Genomic DNA, 23,813 nt, shown 5'->3' on the forward strand with positions numbered 1-23,813 from the left:
AGCGTAGCATCTCTCCATCAGAATTATGCCTCCTTGGAAGATAACGTGGCATCTCTCCATCAGAATTATGCCTCCTTAGAAAATAGCGTGACGTCTCTCCATCACAATTATTCTTCCTTAGAAGATAACGTGGCATCTCTCCATCAGAATTATGCCTCCTTAGAAAATAGCGTGACGTCTCTCCATCACAATTATTCTTCCTTAGAAGATAGCGTAGCATCTCTCCATCAGAATTATGCCTCCTTAGAAAATAACGTAACCTCTTTGAACAAGAAATTTTCTTCGTTGGAAGAAAATGTAATCTCTTTGAATCAAAAATATTCTTCCTTAGAGGAAAATGTAGCCTCTTTGAATCAAAAATATTCTTCCTTAGAGGAAAATGTAGCCTCTTTGAATCAAAAATATTCTTCCTTAGAGGAAAATGTAGCCTCTTTGAATCAAAAATATTCTTCCTTAGAAGAAAGATTCACTTCTATGGAAAGTAAAATGGACAACCTTATGAATCAAGTAGCAATAAATACGGAACATATCACTGATATTAAAAATAACCAAAAAGAAATAGTGAAAATTATGGAACAAATGATTTCTGTTCAAGAACAACAAGAGAACACGATCAACCTTCTTGCGAGACGCTCCCTTGATCATGAAGCTCTTCTCAAAAAAATTATGTAAAAAAGTCCAGTATTACGTACTGAACTTTCCCTCTTTATTCCTCTCTTCTACCTTTCCGTTATGTTGTCTCAGGCACTGGAGTTTTCGTAGGAGTTGCATACCCTTCCTTGTATTTTTCGTCAATGGCCTCTCGAATTTCTGAAGGAGAAGCTCCTTGTTCTTTCAGCCCTATCGATTCAACTGCTATATCTAAGCATACCCCACACTTCATTCCATGGTTATCCCAAATAACGGTTCCGTCATCGTTCTTTTGATGGACGAAGCAATCAAATACATTCCGATGCCTTGCTGACTCTCCACAACCACAGTAGCAAGGAATATGTTCTAGCAAATCTTCTTCATGAACTGTCATGGCATAGACATTAGCAATATCCTCATGCGCATTCATTAAAAAAGAAGGTAGTGCGTGCGCAGAGGCGGTCATTTCCCGTATATCAAAGCCAACTTCCTTTTGTTCACCAACTGCTAAGTTCTCTGATGTTCCACAAGCAGATAAAAATGTTATCCACATAATGAGACTGAACCACGTCACGAATCTTTTTATCGCTGTTCACTCCTTTCTCACTGTCGGTATTATAGCATGTTGCTTCATTATATACCTCAGTGATCTTGTGAACAGGTAGTGACATCCTTATTCCCTCTCTCTTTTTTCTTCCCACATGCGATTCCGCTCCTCAAAGCTTACTTCTTTATACACTTGATGGAGCATCCATATATAACCAAAGGGATCCATAAATATTGCATTTGCTACTCCGTAGTCAGCTAGCTCTGTCACCGGTTGTACCTCTTTACACTCTACACTCATTGCTCTGCTATAAGTATCCTTAATACTAGGTACCATCACATTAAACCAAATCGTTTTAGGATCCTCCTCAGTTGGTGCGATCAAGTGAAAATCCGGGTTTTCATCTAAGAGATGAAAACGGACACCGTATAGATTAAAAATTACTTCATTTTGTCCTCGAGGAAAGTTTGTTACCTCTATTCGCTCGATCTCAAAGATTTTTTCATATAACTCCAATGCTTTTAAGCTATCTTTCACAACCATGTCAATTTCAACACCAAGCATGTTTTCCCCCCTTTCATGTCTTTTCCTCTATATTCCCCAATACCTACTCCGTTTAGACAAATCATTTTTTCAAAAAATTCATTCAATTCCGTAGATGTCCAATGATACATGATTTGCAGCCTCTGTCACAGCTTTCGCTACGGTTTCATTGAATTCGTCTGGATTTTGTATTTCTTCCCCATCAATTTGTATATTTACTTCAATCATATCTTTCTTTCGAAATCCAACTCTTTCCCTCTTTTTAGTGCTTTGAAATGATAAAATATTCCGATTACTTTTCGCCAATTCCCTTTTCAATGCATTTTCAAACGAATAATCGGTGTATTGACTTGATTCAAATAAAGTAATCTTTACATCCATTCCTCATCCTCCTCCCATGTTCTTACATGCCATTCTCTCACAATAATGTGTTTTTTCAATATTCATTGGGACTCATTTTTTATGTTAAGATGAAAATTGTAAAGAGTTTTCAAAAGAAAGGACAGAGATTTTTCATGTCAGATTTTAATCGGGAAATGAGACGGAAAGATCGGGAAATGCCGCGTGATTTCGGACTACACGTGATCGACAAAGCCACCTACGGAACGATGGCGATCCCTGATAAACCGTACACATATAGCGTACCCCTTTCCATCGCCCGGTACGAAAATACACTTTATTTCCATTCCGCTCCCGCTGGCAAAAAAACGGAACTGTTTGACCAGGAACCTCTCGTATGTGTTTCCTTCGTAGGGGATGTAGAAGTGCCGGAAAATTATACGAATGAAGAGTTACGTGAATTACTGAAGGATCCGAAACAATGGAGCATGCTTGCACGAAACGTATTCACGACTCAATATGAATCAGCAATGGTCTATGGTAAAGTTCACCAAGTCTCCGATGAAGAAGAAATAAAACTTGCGCTACGTACGATTGCACAAAAATTTACACCTGACAAAATGGAATTTGTGGAGAAAGCGATAGAAGCAGGTATTCATCGCGTGCGCATCTATGCCGTTTCCATCGACCATGTGACGGCAAAACGGAAAAAATATGACGAAGAAGGAGTAGAGATGAAATTTCAACGGGGATGGAGAGAAAATTAACTGGCGTTTTCTATGAATGCCTCGTCTTATTCCTTCGATCATTGTTTTCTTTTTACAAAAAACATATCCATAAACGAAACATTATCATCTATCTCTTAAATCTTACATTCATGCATTGTAAGATTTATTTTTTTGGAAACTTTTCATCCATTTAAGAGGTATATAGAGTGAAGACTTTTTTAAGAGGAGGATGAAGGCTGGTGATTCAAAAAGAAGCCAAATTGATTAAAAAGATTAAAAAAGGTCATCAGCAAGCCTTCAGACAACTATATGATCAATATGCAGACTATGCGTTACGAACGGCGTACTGCCTCACAAAAAGTCATAGTGATGCATCAGATGTTGTCCAAGAAGCGTTTGTGAAAGTATACCGTAACATTGATTCGTTTGATATCCATCGACCATTCAAACCATGGTTTTATCGGATTTTAATCAATGAATGCCGAAGATTTTTAAGCAAATCATCACAAAAAGAAACTGCAGTAGACTCCAATGATTTGCTTGATTATCTTCACCAAAAAAAACATCATTCCACTCCTTCTTATGACAATATTGAAATGGCTCTTGACCGGCTTCACGAACAGCATCGCATAGTTGTGACGCTCAAATATTTAAACAATTTTACGGAAGCGGAAATTGCTGAAATGCTAGAGACGAATATTAGCACCGTAAAATCAAGATTGTACAAAGCGAGACAGAAGTTAAAATTAATATGGGAAGAGGTGAATCAAAATGAGTAAAAAAACGTTCGATCAACACATCAAAGATCACCTCCTACAAGAAACAGAAACCGCTACAAATATAAAAGAAGAAACGTGGAACAACATTGAAAATAGGCTATTTCATGATAAAAAGGAAGCAAAACGTACGGGCGCATCCCGTTGGTTCATGGCAGCAGGGATTGTGGCAATGGTGTTTTTCATAGCAATTGCCTCGTCCACCGATATCGTGCAAGCGATGATCCAAAATATCAAAAGCTTATTTGTGGAAGAAAAACAACAAGAAATAGAAATAGAAGGTCATAAGGAAAAACAAAATATACAACTAGAAGTCAATGAAGAATTAAGATATGTCATTTATATCGATGATGAAAGATACAAAATGGAAATAGGAGATACTAGTGATCGAATTGTACCTGCTCAAGAACTCGGAGAACAGTTTCCTGAAGTATCCATGGAAATCCGAAAGATAAACAATACGTCGAGAGAAGCCGAAATTGAAAAGATTAAACAAGAAATGGATGGACTCATTCTCAGAGAAGAAGAAAACATCCACGAACCCATCGAAGCGGTAAGAATAAGAGCCATTGCGGAAGGAGAAAGTACTTGGGATACCCCCGTCTATAAATGGTACATTACTCCTACAAAAGAGGAGCAAGTGTTTATCATTAAACAAAGTTACTTTTTAGAAGCTGCTGAAGGTCACGGTGCCCGCTTCGATCAAATGCTTGAAAGTTTTGAAATTGTGAATGAATGAGATCATTAAAAATTTCCGAGTCTGAGACAAAACACGAGTCATAAAAAAAGGTACTCGCCAAGTTAGCCGTGAGTACCTCTTTTTGCACAGAAAAAGGACGCTTTCCAGAAATTTTACAAAAGATCTGTCTTTAAGTTTCAATAAGATATTGCTTATCTTGTAAATGCGCTTGTAGAAAGTATGCTTGATGAAGCATTTCAAAGTTTCTTCCGTCCAACGAACGTCCTCCTAGCACCCACAAATGATGATGAAAATTTTTTTATGTGCCTTCACTCAAACCGTTTTTAGGAAAGCATGGGATTTGTAACGAAGTTCTCCTTCCCTATCCAGAAACCCTTGCTTAGTTATTTTTTTCCTTTGTTGTCCATGGTGTCCCCAAGTATGGCAATGCCCAGCGGTCTACTCCGTACCAACCCGCTACTTTCCACGCTAAAATTAAGGCAATTGAAATGACAAACATAACCGGATTTGTACTAACGGTCCCTGCCAGAAGAAAGGACATATTCATTAAAGCCCCGAAAAAAGCTGCAATGCCAGTTAATAACCCAACAATAAGTCCAATCCCTACGAGCACCTCTCCCCAAGAAACCACATAAGCAAAAACAACAGAGTTCGGAACTACTATGTTTTCAAGAAACCAGACATACCAACCTGCAACATCTCCTTCCGAGGATCTTGCTATAGCACCTTCCATAAACCCTTTGATTGCAGCACCTGAATTAGCGCCTGTCCATTCTTCAGCACCAACTTTTCCAAGTCCTGCAGTTAACCAAGAATAGCCTAGATACAACCGTAAAACCAACCAAATCCAAGCTGACTTCGTATTGGTAAACAAGAATCTAGATAAAGGGTTTTCCTCTATTACTACTTCTTTTCCACGTATTTTCTTCTGAACTTCGGCCATGTCATCACCTCATATGCACTCTTTGCAATAATATCATACTTTAGAATCAGGATGATTATACTATCCACAATATAGAAACTATTTATAATTGTCAATTACTACCGATAATTTTTTTAAAAGTTTTCTAGTTTGCAATTTTCGACCTTTACCAAAGAGAGCAATTGTAAAGTTTTCAAAGTCACCATTATTCCCATTTTAAACCCCAGCCTTGCTCATGTGTGGAATACAAAAAGATAATAATGGTATAGTCACGATAGGCACAAGGCTTTATCTCTGTATTTGTCTCCCAGAATGTTTTTATAACTGTTAATAGAAGCAAGTGTCATGTTTCGAAATATCCTATCGTCAATAAAATCTTCAATCGCAAATTTTAGCAACACAAAAAAACCACCTCACTCTAATTAGTGAAGTGGTTTTTACCGTAAGAATAAGGTTTTTCTGCGACCTTATTCTATATTATCTGTTAAAACGCTTAAAAACGTTGATATATCAGTATGGTGACCCGTACTGGGCTCGAACCAGTGACCTCCACCCTGTCAAGGTGGCGCTCTCCCAACTGAGCTAACGGATCTTTTCTTTCGGACATTTACTATTATAATAAGGAAGTTGCGATAATGCAAGGGTTTTTTTATTTATCGCAACTTCTGTTCCTTATTCTTCAAATCCATCTTCCCTCAAGATTATTTGGAGCGCTTGTTGAAGGGTTACTTTCATGTTCGCTTTTCGATCAATGGTAGTTGAATGACCTTCTTTAATCATTTGGTGAATAATGTCTGGACGGAGACCGGTAATAGTAATTTTACAACCCATAATTCCCGCACCATCAATTATTTTAATAATATAACTTCCCATCTTTTCTTCCATGTGAACGACACCAGAAAAATCAATAACTAGTTGCTGAATTCTGTTTTTACCGATTTCAACAAGTGTTTTTTCTTCAATTTTACTCATTCGGGTCGTATCCAATTCACCAATTAACGGTAAAACACTCGTATTTTTTGTAATCGGAATAATCGGAACGGAAAGATTTTCAACGAGTAATTTTTGTGTTTCAATCAATTCGTCCTTATAACGAGAATACGCAATGAAAAAGGCATTTAAAAATTGATCAATGGTGTCGTTCACGTATTTTTCCATTTCATAAAAAGAATTCGGATTATTTTGGAATTGAGTTGTTTCTTCATATTTTTGTAAAAAATACCATATTGTTCGCCGAAGCGCATGGACCCACTCTAATTTTAATGACAGGGTTAAAGAGTATTTCGCCCATGTTTTACCATCAGTATTTGCCAGTTTTAACAGCTGCGTTTCATCTTGTTCAATGACATACTTCGTCAATAGATGTGCATTTTTTACTAAATTAATATTTCCTAAAAACTGAATCTCTCTAATTTTGCTTTCTTTATTTTTCGCCTCTTTGAATAACATTTCCTCAAACGCTTGTTCATGTTCTGCTAAAAAGCGTTGAATCGATTCCGCTTCTTGAGTAATCATATGAGTCATCCTATTCACCTCTTGTGTTTGCTGGACGTTCCGGGTCACGAATGAACAAGCAATCAGAGCACTGGTTATTATTTTACCTTATATTTTGAAGTAAATGAAAGGATAACAGGAGAAAAATAATAAAATTATTCATTCATTGACATTCAAACTTATATTTGAGTATGATAGAATTATTCAAATCATTGCTTGAATATGTAGGAGAAAGGAGGAGCGTTTGTGGCGACGGACAAACATATTTATCGCATAGAAGGGCTTACTTGAGCAAGTTGTGCAAAGACATTTGAACAAAATGTCCGGCACCTGGATGGTGTCAAAAACGCAGAAGTAAACTTTGGTACTTCAAAACTCACAGTTTATGGAAAAACAACGATTGAACAACTGGAAAAAGCCGGCGCATTTGAAAATTTAGTCATACGTAATGAAAAAGATGTTTCTCCTCTTTCAAAGCCATCTTTTTTCCAGAAACATCGAAAGATTTTATGTTCATGTACCATTTTACTTGGTGCGATCATTTCCGATGTTGTTCTCGATGAAAATGAATTACTAACAGTGTTTTTATATCTTCTTACGATTCTGATTGGCGGCTTCTCTTTATTTCGTACCGGCCTTTCCAATCTCGTATGCATTCGTTTCGACATGCGAACGTTAATGACCATCGCAATTATCGGAGCAGCGCTTATTGGAGAATGGCGAGAAGGAGCCATCGTCGTCATCTTATTTGCGATTAGTGAAGCATTGGAAACATATTCTCTCGATCGCGCGCGTCGATCCATTCGCTCACTTATGGAGATTGCGCCAAAAGAAGCGGTCATTCGGCGAAATGGTGTCGAGAAAAAAGTTGCTGTAGAAGAGATTCAAATTGGGGATGTATTGCTTGTCAAGCCCGGGGATTACATCGCAATGGATGGAATCATTCAGAAAGGTATGTCTTCTATTAATGAAGCAACGATTACAGGAGAATCTATGCCAGTCCAAAAAGAAATCGGTAGCGAAGTGTACGCAGGAACACTCAATGGAGAAGGTTTTTTAGAAGTGGAAGTGACAAAGCATATAGATGATACAACGCTTCAAAAAATTATTCATTTGGTAGAAGAAGCTCAAGCGAAAAAAGCACCGGCGCAAGCATTTGTAGACCGTTTTGCTTCTTATTACACTCCGATAATCGTCGTGGTTGCTTTATTGACAGCAATTGTTCCACCTCTTTTCTTTCAAGCGGACTGGTATACTTGGGTGTATCAAGGATTAGCTGTCCTCGTTGTTGGTTGTCCATGTGCACTTGTTATTTCTACACCTGTGGCAATTGTTACTGCCATTGGAAATGCCGCAAGAAATGGCGTATTAGTTAAAGGTGGGATTCATTTAGAAGAAATGGGGCAAATCGACGCCATCGCTTTTGATAAAACGGGAACGTTGACACGAGGAAAGCCCATGGTGACAGATGTCATCCCCTTTGGAGAAGAGGACTCGCTGCTTCTTCGTGATATCGCTGCCCTTGAAAGACATGCTTCTCACCCCATTGCAAAAGCAATTACAGACAGAGCACTCGAGATAGGACTTCCCTTTGAACAGTTGTCTGCAAAAGATGTTCAATCTATTACAGGAGTTGGATTAAAAGGAGTTATTGGTGATCAAAGCTATATCGCCGCAAAACCTTCTTACTTCTCTCATTTATCAGAAGAACAAACTAGAATGATTCATTCCTTACAAGAAGAAGGAAAATCAGTCATTGTCGTCCAAAGAGCAAACGACATCGTAGCTATCATCGGAATAAAAGATCGCATTCGTTCTTCGGTTCCTTCAATGCTTCAATCTCTCCATCAACTTGGAATAAAGGATACCGTGATGTTGACAGGAGATCATCAGCATACAGCCGAACGTATCGGAAAAGAAGCAGGAATTCATCATATTCATGCAAATCTGTTACCCGAAGATAAGCTCTCTTTCATTCAAACATTCATGAAACAAAACAAAAAAATAGCGATGGTTGGAGACGGGATCAATGACGCGCCAGCTCTTGCTCATGCCACTATTGGAGTGGCGATGGGAGGAGCCGGAACGGATACTTCCCTAGAAACAGCAGACATCGTTCTCATGGAAGACGATTTAAAGAAACTACCTTTCACAGTGAATCTTAGCAAAAAAGCGCTTGCCATTATTAAGCAAAACATCACTTTTTCTCTTTTAATAAAAGTCACTGCTCTTCTCTTCGTCATACCGGGCTGGTTGACCCTTTGGATCGCAATATTTGCTGATATGGGCGCGACTCTCTTAGTGACATTCAACGGTCTCCGACTTCTTCGATTGAAAAGTTAACATACAACGGTGGAAACAGCACGTTTTCCCCGTTGTATGTTTTCATAAAAAATGATATTTTCCCAGGACATTGGAGAAAAGATCATCTATGATTGCAGCCATATCATTATTGAAATAGCGATTTTTGTCTTATTTTTGATTCAACTTTTGCATAAATCAATCCTGCTTCTTCTGGAGAAATACGAAACTGTTTGCTTGCTTTTTCCTCCACGAGCGTATCGTTTTTCGCTTCGTCAAACCTCTCTCCTGCTTTTTCTAACTGTTTGTATTCATTGTGCATAAAAGTATATACGTCTTGTTCAAAGGATGACACGTTCGTTTGTGTGGAAGTTTGAGATTCACCCATCTGTTAGCCTCCTTTATTTACTATCTTATTACATTCTCGATATTAAGCAACCCTCTTTTAAAATTCCCATTTTCTTTTACATTTCGTTTCATTTCACCTCTTTCTATTTTGATTGAATATAGTATAGAAAACTTCCGTTCTTCCTACACTAAGAGTCAATAAGGAATTGCGAAGATAGGTGATAATATGAATCTTTCCTTTTGGAAAACGTTTTCACATTGGCGTGACAAAAAAAGAGAAGAACGTCTTATCCTTTCTAAACAAGAAAATAAATGTCCTCAATGTCGCGGAAGAGGGTTTTTCGTCATGCCGGGTGACTATTTAGGAGCACTTCCAGTAGATTGTACTGGATGTAACGGCAGCGGCACTTTTTTGGATTGGGAAAAACAATAATCTCCTTCTTAGTATCGCCCATTTCCCCTTATTTGTTGCATAGTACGAAAAACAATCCTTGCGAGAAAAATACTCCACAAGGATTGTTTTCTTTTTAAACAACTTCCAACACTTTTTTCTGTTTTTTAAATCCTTTCGTACGGAATTGTTTTCTTTTTTCTTTGGACCATTTGTTATATTTTTTCAAAAAGGCTTCATACTGTTCCATGACACGTTCCATGTCCCCAAATGCTTTTTTCTCACCAAATTCAAGCCATAATGCTTTGTTGCAAAAGGTTTTCATTTGGCTTGTGGAATGGCTGACAAAAAACATTGTCTTCCCTCGTTCTTTAAACTCCATCATTTTCTCTAAACTTTTCCTTGCGAATGTTTTATCTCCGACAGATAATGCTTCATCCACAATTAAAATATCTGGATCGATACTTACATTAATCGAAAACCCAAGTCGAGACTTCATCCCTTTGGAATATGATTTCACTGGCTGATCAATAAACGTTTCTAGTTCGGCAAATTCAATGATTTCTGGTTCAAGCCGTTTAATTTCTTGTTTCGTAAACCCAAGCATTAAACATTTCAACATAATATTTTCGCGTCCAGTGAGTTTGTTATTGAGTCCAGCCGAAACGTCAATGATTGCTCGTGTGCCATGAACTTTCACCGTTCCACTAGTAGGCGGAACGACGCCAGCGATAATATTTGAAAGAGTCGATTTTCCAGAACCATTCACGCCAACAAGGCCGATAATATCTCCTTTTTCCGCTTCAAAAGATACATCTTTTAATCCATAAAATTCCTCACCAAACTTACCAGGTAACAACAAATCCTTTAATCGATCGGTTTGATTTTCGTATATTTTATATTTTTTCGTTACGTTTTTCACAATGACTGCTTTTTCCATCGTTCATCCCTTCTATCTATAAAAAATCCATAAAGTGACGGCGGAACCTTGTGTGTAGTAAAGAGCCTATCACAAATAAAACAAGGACTAATCCCCAAAAATACAACGTATATTCCCAATGATCAATAAAATACCAAGACTCCCCAAAAAATGAAGCTCGATATCCTTCTACTAAATAGTATAAAGGATTTATTTTCATGAATGTTTGAATAGGCTCTGGTAATTCAGTAGTCACCCATAAAAAAGGTGTAATATATAAAAAAACACGAATGGTCGCTTGAATCAACTTTTGGACATCACGAATAACCAATGTTACCGTTGATGAAATTAACACAAAAGCAATGACAAGAATGACCATACTAAACAAGTAATAAGGAAGTTGTATATAATAGATACTAACTGGATATCCTGCAAACTGCATATAGATGATGACAATAAAAAGTAACACTATATGGGGATATAATTTAGATATAACGACATATACCGGGATCGCACTTGTTGGAAAGTTCATTTTAGAGACCATGCGTATTTTCGTATAAATTGCTTTTGATCCTTGGGTAATTGCCGGTTGCACAAAAAACCAAATCGTAATCCCTGCTAATAACCATGTGAAAAATGGAACCCCATCTACCGGTTCATTGCTACGAATACCATACCCAAACACGAACCAGTAAATCCCGATAAAAAATGCTGGTGTGATGATTTCCCACAACGGTCCGAGATACGTGTTCGTATTTTTAATTTTTATTTCAAATCGTGCTAACCGATTGATTAAATAAATATTGTCCCATAATTCTTTCACAATCGTGCCTACTGCTTTCATCTACTATTCCCTCTTTTATCTTTCACTATGACTATTTGGATCGTCAAACACTGCTTTTACTACTCGTTCTGTCGCGTGACCATCCTCCAATGCGTGAAACGTTTCTTCAAACCATGCAATTTTGTCTTTGTATTTCGACCGAATTTGATCCACTTCCTTCATTTCTTGAATAATTTCTTCTGTTGTTGTGACAAGGGGTCCTGGTGCTTCTTTTTCAAAATCGAAATAAAATCCTCTTAACTTGTCGCGATAACTTTCAATATCATATACGTAAAATATCATCGGGCGTTGAAGTACTCCATAGTCGAACATGACAGAAGAGTAATCAGTAATCATCACATCTGCAATCATATATAAATCGCGAATATCAGGGTAATGAGAAGCATCCATCGCAAAATCTTCTACCCCTTCCAAATTCACGTGATCCGAAACAAGATAATGGAGACGAAGCACTAACATATATTCCTCACCAAGCGCTTCTTTCATTTTTTCTAAGTCCATTTGCACGTTAAATTTATACTTTCCGATGAAATAATATTCGTTGTCTCGCCATGTTGGTGCATACAAAATCACTTTTTTAGAAGCCGGTATTCCTAATCTTTCTTTGACTTGTTTTACATCATCTTCTGTATAATGGAATAAATAATCATTCCGTGGATACCCTGTTTCAAGAATCCTTTGATCAAAGTCGAATGCCCGCTTAAAAATTTCCGTTGAATAACGATTCGGGGAAATTAAGTAATTCCACCGACTAGCTTCTGTCACAAAATTTTTCTTATACATATCTGTCGTCGTTCCAGGCATCAATACCTCTTCCATGTCTAATGCCAATTTTTTCAGCGGTGTACCGTGCCACGTTTGCAAATAAATCGTGTCTTGCGGCTTTGGAATCCATTTTGGTAGTCGGCTATTAAATACCCAATATTTTGCTCTCATCATGACAATAAACCATTTTATCGTGAAGCGCTGGATGGTCTCTACGTTATGTTCTTCAAATTTTGCTTTGTAGCGATGATCAATACTCCAATAATAAGTGAAGTCACGATTTTGGGATTGAAGCAATTCATAAATCGCACGGGGATTACAGCTGTACTGTTTTCCCAGAAAACTTTCAAAAACAATGATTTCTTTTTTAGGTAACTTCCCAATGAGACCAAAAACTCGCTGATACCATTTGCGCACCCGGGGAGATTTCTTTGCTTTATTCCATTTTTTCTTCATTTTCTTTTTCCACTTTTTTGTCCATTTCTTCATATTTTCTTCTTACCTTTCTTTTTTGAAAAAATGACAACGCCTTCTATTATACTCTATTTAAAAAGAGAAAGAAAAACACCGCCATTCTCTGCGTTATCATTCTTCCTTCTCTAAAAAGTAAAAAAGAGAGAAATACTTCTCCCTTTTTTAATACGCTTTTGCAAGTAACAATTCATTTTTTATTTTGGTCGTTGAAATGTTCGCTGTTCGTGGTAGATAAATAACTTTACAATATTTGGAGAGATCGTCGAATTTGCCTTTCCAATCATCTCCCATGACCAATATATCTATATCGTATTTCAAAATATCTTCTTCTTTTTGCTCCCATCTTTCTTCAGGGATCACTCGATCGACGTAACGAACTGCTTCTAACATCATTTTTCGTTGTTCGTATGGGTAGTAAGCTTTTTTATTTTTTTGCGCGTTAAATTCATCCGTTGAAATCGCAACGGTTAAATGGTCTCCAAGAGCTTTGGCACGTTTTAACAAATTGATATGTCCCCAATGTAATAAGTCAAACGTTCCATATGTGATTACTTTTTTCATTATATTAACCCCCTAGTACTTTGAAAACGAACAATCAATAGTTGGCACGTTTGTCACGTACTTTACTTAATCTTTATATTTATTTACATTGACTTTAAAAATTATATCATATAAGCAAATGATTCACTATGAACGAACGGTGGAATATCACTGAATAGTATCAAAAATTGTGTAAAAATATGTGAAGAAAAACGATAGTAAGAAGCGAAGCCTGTTTACATACTATGATATAATACAGCCATCTATTGATAGTAAGGGAGTAATACTTACATGAACTTGCAATTGATTCTCACAACAATGAAACAATTTCTAAAAGAACTTGCAGATGATCGAGCAACTGGTCTGGCGGCAGAGCAAGCCTTTTATTACATGCTTTCATTGTTTCCTATGGCAATACTATTACTTTCTACCCTTTCATATTTTTCCATCGATCAATCGGAAGTGCTTACTTTCATCTATTCGCTACTACCTATCGAAACGGCCCGTTTTGTGGAAGCGACCATTATGTCCATTGTCACAGATGCCCATGGTGGTTTACTTACTTTCGGTATTATTGGGACGATTTGGTCGGCTTCTACTGGAATAAATGCCTTTATTCGCGCCATGAATGAAGCTTACAATGTTGAAAACTCCCGTCCTTTTTGGCAAGCTCGTATTTTGTCTATCGGCTTAACCTTTGGATTAATCATTTCTTTTTTACTGATCTTCTTATTGTTTATTTTTGGGGCAGTCCTTTTACGAACAATCACGAATTATTTCTTCCTTCCTTCAGAAACGGAACAGTTGATTCAAATCGTTCGTTGGATCGCCACCATTCTTATTATGATTTCTCTTCTGTCTTGCATGTACTATCTTGCACCGAACAAAAAGATTCGCTTTCGGGACGTATTACCAGGGGCCATTGCTGCGACCGTCATGTGGCAAATTGTTTCCTACGGTTTTTCTTTCTATGTAAGTAATTTCGGAAACTATTCATCCACATACGGAAGTCTCGGTGCTGTTATCGTCTTAATGATGTGGCTGTTTTTAACTGGACTTGCTCTTGTTACCGGTGGGAAAGTGAACGCCTTTATTTTGGAATATAAAAAACATAGCACACTTAAATGACACTAATTCGTGCTTTCTTCCCGCTCCATTCTTTTTTTCACCCGCTCTTTCGGTTGCCAACAATCAAATTGATACGTTGGCTTCGTTTCATATCCTAGTCGACTACACCGAAATACAGGTGGCCCTCCTCGCTTTTTCTTTACTTCATACCAAATACAGGTGGAACAACAATGAAAACGATTCAACATGAACACCCTCTCTATTTCTATGACAATATATGATACAATAGTCTTATCATCTTCGGAGGTGATATGATTGAATATTAATAAAATAAGACGAACATTGTACTTGATTTCACGTATTCTCGGTGATATTAATGCCGTCAAACGTGGCACGGTAGGGAAACGAGTCGCGCGGCGGGTTGCTGGTCGCCAGACGGGAAAAATGCTGCGTAAGTTATTTAAATAAAAAAGAGTCGCACGCACAATGAGGGCGCGACTCTCTTTTTTTAATCAGGAATTCCTAATGCAATTTTTGCGTAGCGAGACATTCTGCTTTTATCCCACGGTGGATTCCAAACAATCTCTACGTCTACATCGTTAATTTCCCCGAAATCCCGCAAATCTTTTAATGCCGTTTTAATATCTTGAACGATCGTTCCTGCTAATGGACACCCCATCGAAGTGAGGGTCATGCGAATGTGAACGTTTTTTTCGTCGTCGACATCAATATTGTAAATTAAACCGAGATTGACAACGTCAACACCGAGCTCAGGGTCAATCACGCTGTTTTCAATTTCCGCTTCAATTCGTTCAATCAGCTCTTGTTTTTCCTCAGACAATATAGACACCTCCTCGATATATTACCCTTACTGTACCAAATCCTTCGTCCGTTTAACAATATTTTGTTCCACCTGTTCTTCTTTTACAGCTAGGACTCTGTTCGACCGTATAGATGATAAGCATTGCTGCGAAGAATACGCTTCATTTGCGCTTCTGTCATGCGGTGAATGCTTGCTACTTTTTGCGTCACTTGCTGCAGAAAAAGCGGAGTCGTTTGTTTGTGTAAAAAGGGTCCTTGAAACGGCCACGGACCATCGGTTTCTATGAGTAATTGTGCAGGGGGAACGAGCACTGTTAATCGTTCGTCTCGCTTGCGATAACATACTTCCGGTGTCACTGAAATATAATGCCCTGCGCGAACGATGGAATGGACGACCTCCTCCGAACCTTTCAACCAGTGAAAATGAGCCTGCACTTCTGGAAACTCCTCGGAAAGAATCATATACACTAGCTCCGCTTTATCGTGCACCGCGTGAAGAACGACTGGAAGTGAATAGGTGTGAGCGACATCAATATATTCTTTCAAACGTTCGATATAGCGAGGCAAGTGCGAAGGAGACGACCATTTACTGTAATGGGGCAATCCAATTTCACCGATGGCAGAAATCAAAGATAACTCTTGTTTGACAAGTTGTTTCCATTCTTCCACGTCCCGCTCTACTGGCTCCTCATATTCGGGATGAAACCCAACCGCTGCCCAAATAAAGTCCGGAAATCTTTCTTTTAACTCTAACGTTTTGTAAGAAGAACGCAAATCGTTGGAAACCGCGACTACTTTTTCTATTCCTCGCTCTTGCCAGGAAGGAATCAGTGATTCCACCTGTTCATATTGTTCTAAATGAATATGGGTATCAATCACGAGAGCCTACTCCTTTTTCTCCATACTCGTCTAACGATGTCCACGCAAACTGGATGATGTTGTCTATTTGTAAATGATGGATTTGTTCTGAAACATCTACTATCCGTAATTCCTTCCGACTCTCAAAAAATTTGTCCACATAACCAACAATTTCTAATAAATGCCCTTCTTCATAATACGTAATACGTAAGGAAGCTTGTTGAACGAGAGCGGTATGAAGGGTGCGGTTGAGCACATCTAATTCCTGTTCGTCCAATATCGGCTTTGTCACCTTTTGTTGTTCTTTCTGCCAATCGATGAGCGCTTGCTTATGTTCCGGAAGAAACATTCTCGAGCCTTCCCACAGTTTATTTCCCCGTTGTAAATATTGTTCCTTCATTTGTAGTGCCCTCCAATCTTGGCTGCTCGGTGAAACGCCTGAGCGGCGCTCGTTAATGAGGAAGCGTAGATAATGGCAGTATCGCCAAACTTATTTTTTATCCAATCCGTCGTGTAGCCGAGATTTCTTTTGCGAGTGACGTCTTGAAACAAGTCAAGTTGTACATATTTATCACTGCAAAGATTGGACAATCCTACGCTTATTTTACGGATTGGCGACCCGTCCCAAAATCGTTGAAACAAAGTGAGAGCAGAGGCGTACACATCCAGCGTGTTATTTGTCGGATGATATAATGTCACTTGTCTGTGAAATCCCGTCGGAACGTCTCTATTTGCACCGCGAGCGCCAACGGACACAGTCGTACCCATCACGTCGTTTAAACGAGCACGCCGACAAACTTCTTCGGATAACTCGAGCAAAACGACTTTCATTTCTGAGATCGTCTCATAATTCCGCGGTAACGTCATTCCGTGACCGATTGCCTTTTGTCCATCATGAGAATCTCGCCTTACAGGAGAAGCATCGATCCCATTAGCGCTTTCCCAAAGCACTTGTCCTGAAATGCCCCATCTTTTCTTCAATATCGATAAAGGATAAGTGGCAAGCCCTCCTATCGTGCGTATCCCCATATTACGGAGATGTCTGCTCATTTTACTTCCAACACCGTGTAAGTCCTCCACAGGTAAAGGCCACATGTGACACTCGAGATTGGATTCATTTAACTCAAAAATTCCTTTTTTATTTTTTTTTGAAAACCTTTCACAAGCCATTTTCGCAAGCAATTTATTTGGTCCTATCCCTATTCTTGCACGAACATGTGTTTCCTTCCTAATGGCCGCTTGCATCTTTTTCGCCATTTCCCAAGGAGGACCGAACAGTTTCTCTGAGCCAGTGACATCAAGAAACTGTTCATCAATAGAATAAGGTTCTACTTGATCGGTAAAACGCTCGAGTATTTCTGTGATTTGTAATGACACGTCAATGTATCGTTGCATCCGGGGACGAACAACGACGGCTTCAGGACATTTTTCTTGTGCTTCCCACAAACGGATAGCATTTTTCACTCCCATCCGTTTGGCAAGGGGACATGCCGCTAACACCACTCCATTTCTCTCTTTCGGATCTCCTGACACAATGACAGGACGATTTTTCAACGTTGGGTCATCTGCTTTTTCCACACTGGCATAAAAAGATTCCATATCTACGAGAAAAATAGCTCTGTTTTTTATTTCCATCGCCTCCTGTTCTATGGGAACACTAGTTCTTTATATATGCCATTGTATGCGAATATATGTTCTTTTTCAACTTGTAAAGTCTTCCAATGGAAAACATACGATATTGGAAAATGTTGTTTAAATGGTCGAAAACATGTTGAAATAGAACTGCAGGAACATACGAAAAAATGAACGACACCGGACAAATATCCCCAAGCCATCGAATTCGTCGATCACTTACCTAAAACATCCACCGGTAAAATCCGCCGCGTAGGACTCCGCCAAAAAGAGTTTGAAAAAAAGATAAGAAAACCGGTATCCGTGCGATGGAATCTATAAAGAGAAATAATCCAATCGAGTAGGAGGAGGTGATGAACCTCCGTCCTCTCACACCACCGTACGTACGGTTCGCGTATACGGCGGTTCAATTAAGATGGGTAACGCAAGACTTCCTTCCGTGAATAGCTTATCTTCTTATGCCAGTAGTCACTCCACCCTCCAAGAGGTCTTCCACGGAATTCACCGTTTCCTTCCTCAAGTGAGGTACTACGTTTTCTGTGTTCATCATGACCTACTGAATGCAAAGGGCTATTCTCTCTTCATTGTTCCGTCCTTCCAAACCGTTCTAGACCGATTTGTACTATGACCTCTGCTGACTTCTGATGGTTCAGCTACTCCTCATGAAGTAGGTTATGAAGGGTACTTCACGTATCCATCAGACCTCCCTGGGTAAGGATGTCATCTTTCCTTCCATCTATCGGCTTCATTTACTCTGTATCACCTTTGGCATGTCTTGCAAACTCATCCAATGATACCTAGCCTTGTATGAAGTTCGTGTTCCTCGGACCGGAAGTTTGCCGCCCGCTTCCTTCAGATTCCGCGTCGCCACGGACACCCTTGCGTTAAGCTAACCACTACTTCTGCCTTCGTGGCTCGGGACTCTCACCCTATAGATTACACCCATGCCAGGCGCACAAAAAAGAGGTCGTATGAAATGATCATGCGACCTCTTTTCTTCCTTATTACCACTTTATTTGCGTCAAAATCCCAAATCCACCAATCCTATCCATGTCGAATCAATAGAATATTATAACTTAAACGTTCGAATCTCATCTTGTAACCGTTGCGCCATGCGACTTAATTCTTCTGAAGAGCTAGCCACTTCTTCCATAGCTGCTAGTTGTTCTTCTGTACCTGCAGCAACATTTTGTGCGCTGTCGGCCGTTGATACAGCTTCGTTATTTACCGTTTCCATCTGTTTGGATACTTCGATGGATTGTTCTTTCATTTGTTCTGAAACTGTGGAAACTTGCTGAATTTGTGAACTTACTTCTTCAATGGCAGCCAATATTCTTTCAAAGGCTGCTCCCGCTCGATGAATCACCGCAACTCCCGCTTCTGTTTCCTCTTGTCCTCGTTTCATTTTATTGACCGCTTCATCCGTCTCATGTTGAATTCTTTCAATTAATGCAGTGATTTGTTCTGCGCTTTCTTTTGACTCTTCTGCAAGCTTCCTTACTTCATCAGCTACTACTGCAAACCCTTTGCCATGTTCTCCCGCGCGAGCCGCTTCAATGGCAGCATTTAACGCAAGTAAATTCGTTTGCTCGGCGATATTTGTGATTGCTTCGGTAATTGTCCCGATTTCCAAGGAACGTTCACCGAGTCGCTTAATAATCGCTCCGGTTTCATCAACTTCTTTTTCAATGACAGCCATTTGTTCCGAAGAGCGGGTAATTTCTTCATTTCCTTCCTTGGCAGCTTTCTCCGTCTCTTTTGCCTTCACCGAAGCTTCTGATGAGGCCGTGGTGACGCGGGCAATGGCTTCATTTAAACGGTTCATCCCTTGCAAACTTAAACGGGTTTCTTCCATCGTTGTGTCTGTCGCGTTTGACACTGTTTGAATGGTCGTTGCTATTTCATTTGTTGAAGCCGACGTCTCTTGTGCACTAGCAGATAACTGTTCCGAAGTCGCCGCCACTTGTTCCGACGTTTCTTTCGTTCTTCCGATGAGCCGACGTAAATTGTCAGACATTTGATTCACATTGTTTGCTAATTGTCCAATTTCATCGCGCGAATGAATCTCTATTTTTTCCCCTGTTAAGTCACCGTCAGATAACCGAGCGACGTCTGCGGTTATCCGTTGTAACGGTCGGCTAATTCGTATGGAGACAACATATGCGATGATTAACCCAAGAGCCGTTAAAATAACACCCACGGCAATGCTAATCACTCCTAAACGCTCTCCCGCTGCTTCTAAGTAAGCGATATTTTGAAGTGTCTCTTCTTCCCCACTTTCAACGAGTGCCTCTACTTCTGTCGTAATTCTCTCGACAATATGGGATAGTTCTATATGTAGTACGCTTTGAGCAGCAAATTCATCTCCAGCGTCATAAATATCAAACACCCGATTTTCCATTCGGTCTTCCCAATTGGAAATTAAGTGAAAAATACTCGATAGTTCTTCTTCGTCCACGATATTTAAAATCGCTTGTTTAATCTCTTGAGCATCTTCCGTTAACTTGTCATAGCGCTCTCTTCGTTCTTCCACCCCGTTATACACATATGTTTGTGCGACAGCATTCCGCTCTGCCATGTTATAAGCCAAATCTTTATATAACAAAATTTTAGCAAAATCCTCTTCCACGACTTGTTCCATCTCTTTGATCATCCCTTGAAGGGTAAAGTAATTATAAATCGTATAACCTAATAAAAGTGCAAGAATAATAGCAAAAGTACCAATTAATTTAGAACGAATCGTATTCAAAGCTATAAACCCCCTGTTTCTCTGTTTCAAACATACTTGATTCATTTCATCATGCCAAAGAGCTAGTCTTTTACAAACTACATGGAATATCCTCAAGATGAAATGGATTCCATTTAGTATCATAGTATCACAACTATGATACTAAATTGTACGACTTTTTTCACATTTACCGATGTACTTTGGATAAATCGTTCGTTTGAGCTATAATTGGAGAGGGAATTTCTAAATGGGAAAACCCGTACACTGAAGTAAATATTTAGCAGGAGGAATGACGGATGGAATACAGAATTGAAAGAGACACACTTGGAGAAATGAAAGTTCCGAAAGACAAACTTTGGGGAGCACAAACACAACGCAGTTTGGAAAACTTTAAAATTGGAAAAGAAAAAATGCCTCTTGAAATCGTACGAGCATTCGCTATTTTAAAACGCTCCACCGCCCTTGCTAATAGACGGCTCGATAATCTCGAATCGGAAAAAGCAGATGCCATCGTGCAAGCCGCTGATGAAGTCATTGCCGGAAAATATGATGATCATTTTCCACTAGTTGTATGGCAAACCGGCAGCGGTACGCAATCAAACATGAACATGAATGAGGTCCTCGCTCGTCGTGCAAATGAAATTTTGAAAGAAAAAGGATCCGACTTAACGGTGCATCCAAATGACGATATTAATCGTTCTCAAAGCTCCAATGATACTTTCCCAACTGCTATGCACATTGCTGCTGTCGAAAAAGTAGAAGATGTAGTACTTCCTGCCATTGACAAATTAATGAACACACTGAAAGAAAAGGAAGAAGCCTTCCAAGACGTCATTAAAATTGGTAGAACTCACTTACAAGACGCAACACCTCTCACGCTTGGTCAAGAAATTAGTGGCTGGCATCGCATGTTAGAGCGTAGTCGTGAAATGATTGTCGAAAGTATTGACTACGTAAAAGACCTTGCGATTGGTGGAACTGCGGTCGGTACCGGAATTAATGCACATCCAAAATTTGGAGAATACGTCGCGGAAGAAATTAGCAAGTTTACAAATAAAAACTTCCGTTCCGCACCAAATAAATTCCATTCTTTGACAAGTCACGACGAAATTAATTTCGCCCATGGAGCATTAAAAGGACTTGCAGCTGATTTAATGAAAATTGCAAACGACGTGCGTTGGCTCGCAAGCGGTCCTCGTTCCGGACTAGGTGAAATTACCATCCCTGCGAACGAACCAGGTAGCTCGATTATGCCAGGGAAAGTCAACCCAACGCAATCCGAAGCGCTCACGATGGTCGCTGCCCAAGTAATGGGAAATGATGCGGTGATTGGTTTTGCTGCCAGCCAAGGAAACTTCGAATTGAACGTATTTAAGCCAGTGATCATTTATAACTTCCTTCAATCCGCTTATTTACTCGCGGATGCCATGATTTCTTTCAACGATAAATGCGCGGTTGGCATTGAGCCAGATCATGAAAAAATTAAAGCACACTTGAACAACTCCTTGATGCTTGTAACTGCTTTAAACCCGCATATCGGTTATGAAAATGCCGCAAAAATTGCGAAAACTGCTCATGAAAAGGGACAAACGTTAAAAGAAGCAGCGCTGGAAAGTGGCTTGCTCACGGAAGAACAATTCGATGAAATTGTCGACCCTGCAAAAATGGTAAAACCAAACGTATAGTCGTCATCATGAAACAAAGCTGACCGGTAACAGGCCGCGTCAGCTTTGTTTCTTACATTTCATCGTATGTATAGCGCACCACATACTTATTCGTTTTTAACTTTTTTATTTCGACAAAAGGACCAATTTCATACCCATTGTGCCAGTTATCCTCCAGTTTTGCTTTGACACACCCTGCTTGAAATTTAGAACGGAATGTTTTTTTCCAATATATCCAATGCGGTTCTTTGGCCATGACAACATAAACTCCTTTTGTGAATGCTTTTACTGTTAGTAAGAATTTTAGCGCAAACAGAAAAAGAAGTGCAAGGAGAGAGGCAAAATACCTCTTCCTTGTAAACAGTTATCCGATTAATTCTTCATCTTCTCTTTTCTTAATATCGGATTTTTTACGTCCTTCCTCTAAATCCCGAAGTCGATGGGCAAGGCGAGCGGATGCACTGGAAGCAATACTTGCAACGAGATCATCTAAAAAGGTATGAACATGCTTCCCGTCTCGAGTGTCTAATTTCTGAATGATTCCATTTTTCTGCTTATCTAAATATCCGAAAGTTGTCACCGCAATGCTTCCGAAACCAAACACGGACCCTAACGCAATCGTTTCATCCACACCGAATAAACCTTCATCTGACTCCACTAATGATTGTAATGGTTCTGACAACATATTCTTTTCTGCTAATTTATCTAACTCGATCGCTACGAGTAAAGCGTGCTGAATTTCTCTTTTCGTAAGAACGGCATCGGTGCTTTCTTCACACTCTTTTAACGTTAAGGAGGGTGCATATTCGGCTTGCATCTCATAGACAATTTTGGCAATATCTTTTATTTCTACCCCTCGTTCTTTCAACGCTGTGCGAGCTGCTTCTTCTACAACGTCACTGTGTACAGGTTTTTTCATATCGAATTCCTCCTCTGCTTATATTTTATCATATGCACCTCATGTTTTTATCATCTCAGCTATGTTACGATAAATAAAGAATGAATGAAAGATTGTCTTGGCACTTGTCGCAGAAAGGAATTGAAAATATGAAAGGAACCATTTCGACCATTCAATTCAACAGTCAACTGCTTCAACATACGTTTTCGTTACACGTTTACACCCCGCCGCAATACGCGGAAGGACACAAATGTCACCTCGCGATTACACAAGATGGACTCGATTATTTTCAACTTGGAAAAATCGCTAAAAAAATGGACGAAGCGATGGAAAAAGGGGCTCGTCCTGTGATTGTAGTAGGTATTCCTTATCCGTCCATCAAACAAAGAAGCAAATGGTACGCCCCACACCATGATGATCATATCCGCTATATGCAATTTCTCAAAGAAGAACTGCTTCCTTTTGTGGAACAAGCATATGAGACTTGGCAACTACCCCATGCTCGCACGTTAATTGGAGATTCTTTAGCTGGAACCATTTCTTTCTTAACAGCGCTTACTTATCCAAATACTTTTCACCGGGTGATAATGCAATCACCTTATATTGATGCGTACGTTTTAAAGCGAGTGAAAGAAACCGATATTTGGAACAACTTTGAACTTTATCATACCATTGGAACGAAGGAAACTGCTGTAGAGACGACCTTCGGAGAAAAAATGGATTTTTTGACTCCGAACCGAACACTTTCTACTTTGTTGAGAAATGGTCATGCACGCTATCAATACCATGAATTCAATGGGACACATCATTGGAAATATTGGGAGAAAGATTTATATAACGGGCTCCAATTCATGTATGATTTTTAAAAAAGGAGGGACATCA

27 protein-coding genes and 1 tRNA gene are annotated in these 23,813 nt (G+C 39.2%); 9 read left to right on the forward strand and 19 right to left on the reverse strand.

Features of this window, described 5'->3' with window-relative positions:
- Positions 1-672 (forward strand): hypothetical protein (locus GJS40_RS03350; RefSeq protein WP_270896131.1); only part of this gene is annotated, 672 nt, incomplete at its 5' end.
- A 58-nt stretch (positions 673-730) separates the two neighbouring features.
- Here GJS40_RS03350 and GJS40_RS03355 read toward each other — a convergent pair.
- The 3 genes from GJS40_RS03355 to GJS40_RS03365 form a co-directional block, all read right to left on the reverse strand.
- A complete protein-coding gene (locus GJS40_RS03355) occupies positions 731-1,204 on the reverse strand; it encodes a PCYCGC motif-containing (lipo)protein (RefSeq protein ID WP_270896132.1) in 474 nt (157 codons plus the stop codon).
- A gap of 99 nt (positions 1,205-1,303) precedes the next feature.
- Positions 1,304-1,741, reverse strand: coding sequence for a VOC family protein (locus GJS40_RS03360; RefSeq protein ID WP_270896133.1), 438 nt, complete (start codon positions 1,739-1,741; stop codon positions 1,304-1,306).
- A 78-nt stretch (positions 1,742-1,819) separates the two neighbouring features.
- The gene (locus GJS40_RS03365) at positions 1,820-2,101 is read right to left on the reverse strand and encodes a hypothetical protein (RefSeq protein ID WP_270896134.1); all 282 of its coding nucleotides are present in this window, start codon (positions 2,099-2,101) and stop codon (positions 1,820-1,822) included.
- A 134-nt stretch (positions 2,102-2,235) separates the two neighbouring features.
- Here GJS40_RS03365 and GJS40_RS03370 point away from each other — a divergent pair, with 134 nt between their 5' ends.
- The 3 genes from GJS40_RS03370 to GJS40_RS03380 all read left to right on the forward strand — a co-directional run bounded on the left by GJS40_RS03370 (position 2,236) and on the right by GJS40_RS03380 (position 4,302).
- Positions 2,236-2,826 carry a pyridoxamine 5'-phosphate oxidase family protein gene (locus GJS40_RS03370; RefSeq protein ID WP_270896136.1) on the forward strand — a complete coding sequence of 197 codons (591 nt, stop codon included), beginning with the start codon at positions 2,236-2,238 and terminating at the stop codon, positions 2,824-2,826.
- Positions 2,827-3,026: 200 nt separating this feature from the next.
- Positions 3,027-3,566, forward strand: a complete 540-nt coding sequence (locus GJS40_RS03375) for an RNA polymerase sigma factor (protein ID WP_270896138.1) — start codon at positions 3,027-3,029, stop codon at positions 3,564-3,566.
- Complete coding sequence (locus GJS40_RS03380; RefSeq protein WP_270896139.1) at positions 3,559-4,302, forward strand: hypothetical protein; 744 nt, start codon at positions 3,559-3,561, stop codon at positions 4,300-4,302. Before GJS40_RS03375 ends, GJS40_RS03380 begins: the two co-directional genes overlap by 8 nt.
- Positions 4,303-4,642: 340 nt before the next feature.
- On the opposite strand, the gene GJS40_RS03385 is transcribed toward GJS40_RS03380, so the two are convergent.
- The 3 genes from GJS40_RS03385 to GJS40_RS03395 all read right to left on the reverse strand — a co-directional run bounded on the left by GJS40_RS03385 (position 4,643) and on the right by GJS40_RS03395 (position 6,709).
- Entirely contained in the window at positions 4,643-5,206 is a 564-nt protein-coding gene (locus GJS40_RS03385) for a DoxX family protein (protein ID WP_270896141.1), read from the reverse strand.
- A gap of 495 nt (positions 5,207-5,701) precedes the next feature.
- A tRNA-Val gene (locus GJS40_RS03390) sits at positions 5,702-5,777 on the reverse strand.
- Positions 5,778-5,857: 80 nt separating this feature from the next.
- On the reverse strand, positions 5,858-6,709 hold the full coding sequence (locus GJS40_RS03395) for an STAS domain-containing protein (protein WP_270896143.1): 852 nt from the start codon (positions 6,707-6,709) through the stop codon (positions 5,858-5,860).
- A 216-nt stretch (positions 6,710-6,925) separates the two neighbouring features.
- Here GJS40_RS03395 and GJS40_RS03400 point away from each other — a divergent pair, with 216 nt between their 5' ends.
- Entirely contained in the window at positions 6,926-9,022 is a 2,097-nt protein-coding gene (locus GJS40_RS03400) for a heavy metal translocating P-type ATPase (RefSeq protein WP_270896145.1), read from the forward strand.
- Between the two features lie 106 nt (positions 9,023-9,128).
- Here the strand turns inward: GJS40_RS03400 and GJS40_RS03405 are convergent, their stop codons facing one another.
- The 5 genes from GJS40_RS03405 to tagD form a co-directional block, all read right to left on the reverse strand.
- On the reverse strand, positions 9,129-9,368 hold the full coding sequence (locus GJS40_RS03405) for a hypothetical protein (protein ID WP_270896147.1): 240 nt from the start codon (positions 9,366-9,368) through the stop codon (positions 9,129-9,131).
- 487 nt (positions 9,369-9,855) lie between these two features.
- A complete protein-coding gene (gene tagH / locus GJS40_RS03410; RefSeq protein ID WP_270896149.1) occupies positions 9,856-10,659 on the reverse strand; it encodes a teichoic acids export ABC transporter ATP-binding subunit TagH in 804 nt (267 codons plus the stop codon).
- 16 nt (positions 10,660-10,675) lie between these two features.
- A complete protein-coding gene (locus GJS40_RS03415) occupies positions 10,676-11,482 on the reverse strand; it encodes an ABC transporter permease (protein ID WP_270896150.1) in 807 nt (268 codons plus the stop codon).
- Positions 11,483-11,497: 15 nt separating this feature from the next.
- Entirely contained in the window at positions 11,498-12,736 is a 1,239-nt protein-coding gene (locus GJS40_RS03420; protein WP_270896151.1) for a CDP-glycerol glycerophosphotransferase family protein, read from the reverse strand.
- A 147-nt stretch (positions 12,737-12,883) separates the two neighbouring features.
- Positions 12,884-13,282, reverse strand: coding sequence for a glycerol-3-phosphate cytidylyltransferase (gene tagD / locus GJS40_RS03425; RefSeq protein ID WP_270896152.1), 399 nt, complete (start codon positions 13,280-13,282; stop codon positions 12,884-12,886).
- Between the two features lie 270 nt (positions 13,283-13,552).
- On the opposite strand from tagD, the gene GJS40_RS03430 reads away from it, so the two are divergent.
- A complete protein-coding gene (locus GJS40_RS03430; RefSeq protein ID WP_270896154.1) occupies positions 13,553-14,389 on the forward strand; it encodes a YihY/virulence factor BrkB family protein in 837 nt (278 codons plus the stop codon).
- A gap of 2 nt (positions 14,390-14,391) precedes the next feature.
- Here GJS40_RS03430 and GJS40_RS03435 read toward each other — a convergent pair whose 3' ends face one another.
- Positions 14,392-14,577: a hypothetical protein gene (locus GJS40_RS03435; RefSeq protein WP_270896156.1), complete on the reverse strand. Its 186-nt coding sequence runs from the start codon at positions 14,575-14,577 to the stop codon at positions 14,392-14,394.
- 67 nt (positions 14,578-14,644) lie between these two features.
- On the opposite strand from GJS40_RS03435, the gene GJS40_RS03440 reads away from it, so the two are divergent.
- Positions 14,645-14,797 (forward strand): hypothetical protein, encoded by a 153-nt coding sequence (locus tag GJS40_RS03440; RefSeq protein ID WP_270896158.1) that lies wholly within the window; start codon positions 14,645-14,647, stop codon positions 14,795-14,797.
- Between the two features lie 40 nt (positions 14,798-14,837).
- On the opposite strand, the gene GJS40_RS03445 is transcribed toward GJS40_RS03440, so the two are convergent.
- From GJS40_RS03445 to GJS40_RS03465, 5 genes are all read right to left on the reverse strand, one after another.
- Positions 14,838-15,173: a metal-sulfur cluster assembly factor gene (locus GJS40_RS03445; protein WP_270896447.1), complete on the reverse strand. Its 336-nt coding sequence runs from the start codon at positions 15,171-15,173 to the stop codon at positions 14,838-14,840.
- Between the two features lie 86 nt (positions 15,174-15,259).
- A complete protein-coding gene (locus GJS40_RS03450; protein ID WP_270896160.1) occupies positions 15,260-16,030 on the reverse strand; it encodes a TatD family hydrolase in 771 nt (256 codons plus the stop codon).
- On the reverse strand, positions 16,023-16,409 hold the full coding sequence (locus tag GJS40_RS03455) for a YolD-like family protein (RefSeq protein ID WP_270896162.1): 387 nt from the start codon (positions 16,407-16,409) through the stop codon (positions 16,023-16,025). Before GJS40_RS03455 ends, GJS40_RS03450 begins: the two co-directional genes overlap by 8 nt.
- The gene (locus GJS40_RS03460; protein WP_270896448.1) at positions 16,406-17,638 is read right to left on the reverse strand and encodes a DNA polymerase IV; all 1,233 of its coding nucleotides are present in this window, start codon (positions 17,636-17,638) and stop codon (positions 16,406-16,408) included. The genes GJS40_RS03455 and GJS40_RS03460 overlap by 4 nt, the downstream gene beginning before the upstream one ends.
- 1,072 nt (positions 17,639-18,710) lie before the next feature.
- Entirely contained in the window at positions 18,711-20,390 is a 1,680-nt protein-coding gene (locus tag GJS40_RS03465) for a methyl-accepting chemotaxis protein (RefSeq protein ID WP_270896164.1), read from the reverse strand.
- Positions 20,391-20,665: 275 nt separating this feature from the next.
- Between GJS40_RS03465 and fumC the strand changes: the two genes are divergently transcribed.
- A complete protein-coding gene (gene fumC, locus GJS40_RS03470; protein ID WP_270896165.1) occupies positions 20,666-22,054 on the forward strand; it encodes a class II fumarate hydratase in 1,389 nt (462 codons plus the stop codon).
- Between the two features lie 52 nt (positions 22,055-22,106).
- Here fumC and GJS40_RS03475 read toward each other — a convergent pair whose 3' ends face one another.
- On the reverse strand, positions 22,107-22,289 hold the full coding sequence (locus GJS40_RS03475) for a hypothetical protein (protein ID WP_270896166.1): 183 nt from the start codon (positions 22,287-22,289) through the stop codon (positions 22,107-22,109).
- Between the two features lie 108 nt (positions 22,290-22,397).
- Entirely contained in the window at positions 22,398-22,952 is a 555-nt protein-coding gene (locus GJS40_RS03480) for a phosphatidylglycerophosphatase A family protein (RefSeq protein WP_270896168.1), read from the reverse strand.
- An 80-nt stretch (positions 22,953-23,032) separates the two neighbouring features.
- On the opposite strand from GJS40_RS03480, the gene GJS40_RS03485 reads away from it, so the two are divergent.
- Positions 23,033-23,797 (forward strand): alpha/beta hydrolase, encoded by a 765-nt coding sequence (locus GJS40_RS03485; protein WP_270896170.1) that lies wholly within the window; start codon positions 23,033-23,035, stop codon positions 23,795-23,797.
- Positions 23,798-23,813: the final 16 nt, after the last annotated feature.

The organism is Aliibacillus thermotolerans, assembly GCF_027853235.1.
Taxonomy (GTDB): Bacteria; Bacillota; Bacilli; order Bacillales; family Marinococcaceae; genus Aliibacillus; species Aliibacillus thermotolerans.

What these genes read in the sequence shown, in the direction of transcription:
- GJS40_RS03485 (WP_270896170.1), top strand. Translation starts at nt 23,033, where the DNA reads ATGAATGAAAGATTGTCTTGGCACTTGTCGCAGAAAGGAATTGAAAAT.
- GJS40_RS03360 (WP_270896133.1), bottom strand. Translation starts at nt 1,741, where the DNA reads ATGCTTGGTGTTGAAATTGACATGGTTGTGAAAGATAGCTTAAAAGCA.
- GJS40_RS03415 (WP_270896150.1), bottom strand. Translation starts at nt 11,482, where the DNA reads ATGAAAGCAGTAGGCACGATTGTGAAAGAATTATGGGACAATATTTAT.
- fumC (WP_270896165.1), top strand. Translation starts at nt 20,666, where the DNA reads ATGGAATACAGAATTGAAAGAGACACACTTGGAGAAATGAAAGTTCCG.
- GJS40_RS03430 (WP_270896154.1), top strand. Translation starts at nt 13,553, where the DNA reads ATGAACTTGCAATTGATTCTCACAACAATGAAACAATTTCTAAAAGAA.
- GJS40_RS03405 (WP_270896147.1), bottom strand. Translation starts at nt 9,368, where the DNA reads ATGGGTGAATCTCAAACTTCCACACAAACGAACGTGTCATCCTTTGAA.
- GJS40_RS03380 (WP_270896139.1), top strand. Translation starts at nt 3,559, where the DNA reads ATGAGTAAAAAAACGTTCGATCAACACATCAAAGATCACCTCCTACAA.
- GJS40_RS03395 (WP_270896143.1), bottom strand. Translation starts at nt 6,709, where the DNA reads ATGACTCATATGATTACTCAAGAAGCGGAATCGATTCAACGCTTTTTA.
- GJS40_RS03480 (WP_270896168.1), bottom strand. Translation starts at nt 22,952, where the DNA reads ATGAAAAAACCTGTACACAGTGACGTTGTAGAAGAAGCAGCTCGCACA.
- GJS40_RS03475 (WP_270896166.1), bottom strand. Translation starts at nt 22,289, where the DNA reads ATGGCCAAAGAACCGCATTGGATATATTGGAAAAAAACATTCCGTTCT.
- GJS40_RS03385 (WP_270896141.1), bottom strand. Translation starts at nt 5,206, where the DNA reads ATGGCCGAAGTTCAGAAGAAAATACGTGGAAAAGAAGTAGTAATAGAG.
- GJS40_RS03370 (WP_270896136.1), top strand. Translation starts at nt 2,236, where the DNA reads ATGTCAGATTTTAATCGGGAAATGAGACGGAAAGATCGGGAAATGCCG.
- tagH (WP_270896149.1), bottom strand. Translation starts at nt 10,659, where the DNA reads ATGGAAAAAGCAGTCATTGTGAAAAACGTAACGAAAAAATATAAAATA.
- GJS40_RS03420 (WP_270896151.1), bottom strand. Translation starts at nt 12,736, where the DNA reads ATGAAGAAATGGACAAAAAAGTGGAAAAAGAAAATGAAGAAAAAATGG.
- tagD (WP_270896152.1), bottom strand. Translation starts at nt 13,282, where the DNA reads ATGAAAAAAGTAATCACATATGGAACGTTTGACTTATTACATTGGGGA.
- GJS40_RS03365 (WP_270896134.1), bottom strand. Translation starts at nt 2,101, where the DNA reads ATGGATGTAAAGATTACTTTATTTGAATCAAGTCAATACACCGATTAT.
- GJS40_RS03455 (WP_270896162.1), bottom strand. Translation starts at nt 16,409, where the DNA reads ATGAAGGAACAATATTTACAACGGGGAAATAAACTGTGGGAAGGCTCG.
- GJS40_RS03435 (WP_270896156.1), bottom strand. Translation starts at nt 14,577, where the DNA reads ATGTTGAATCGTTTTCATTGTTGTTCCACCTGTATTTGGTATGAAGTA.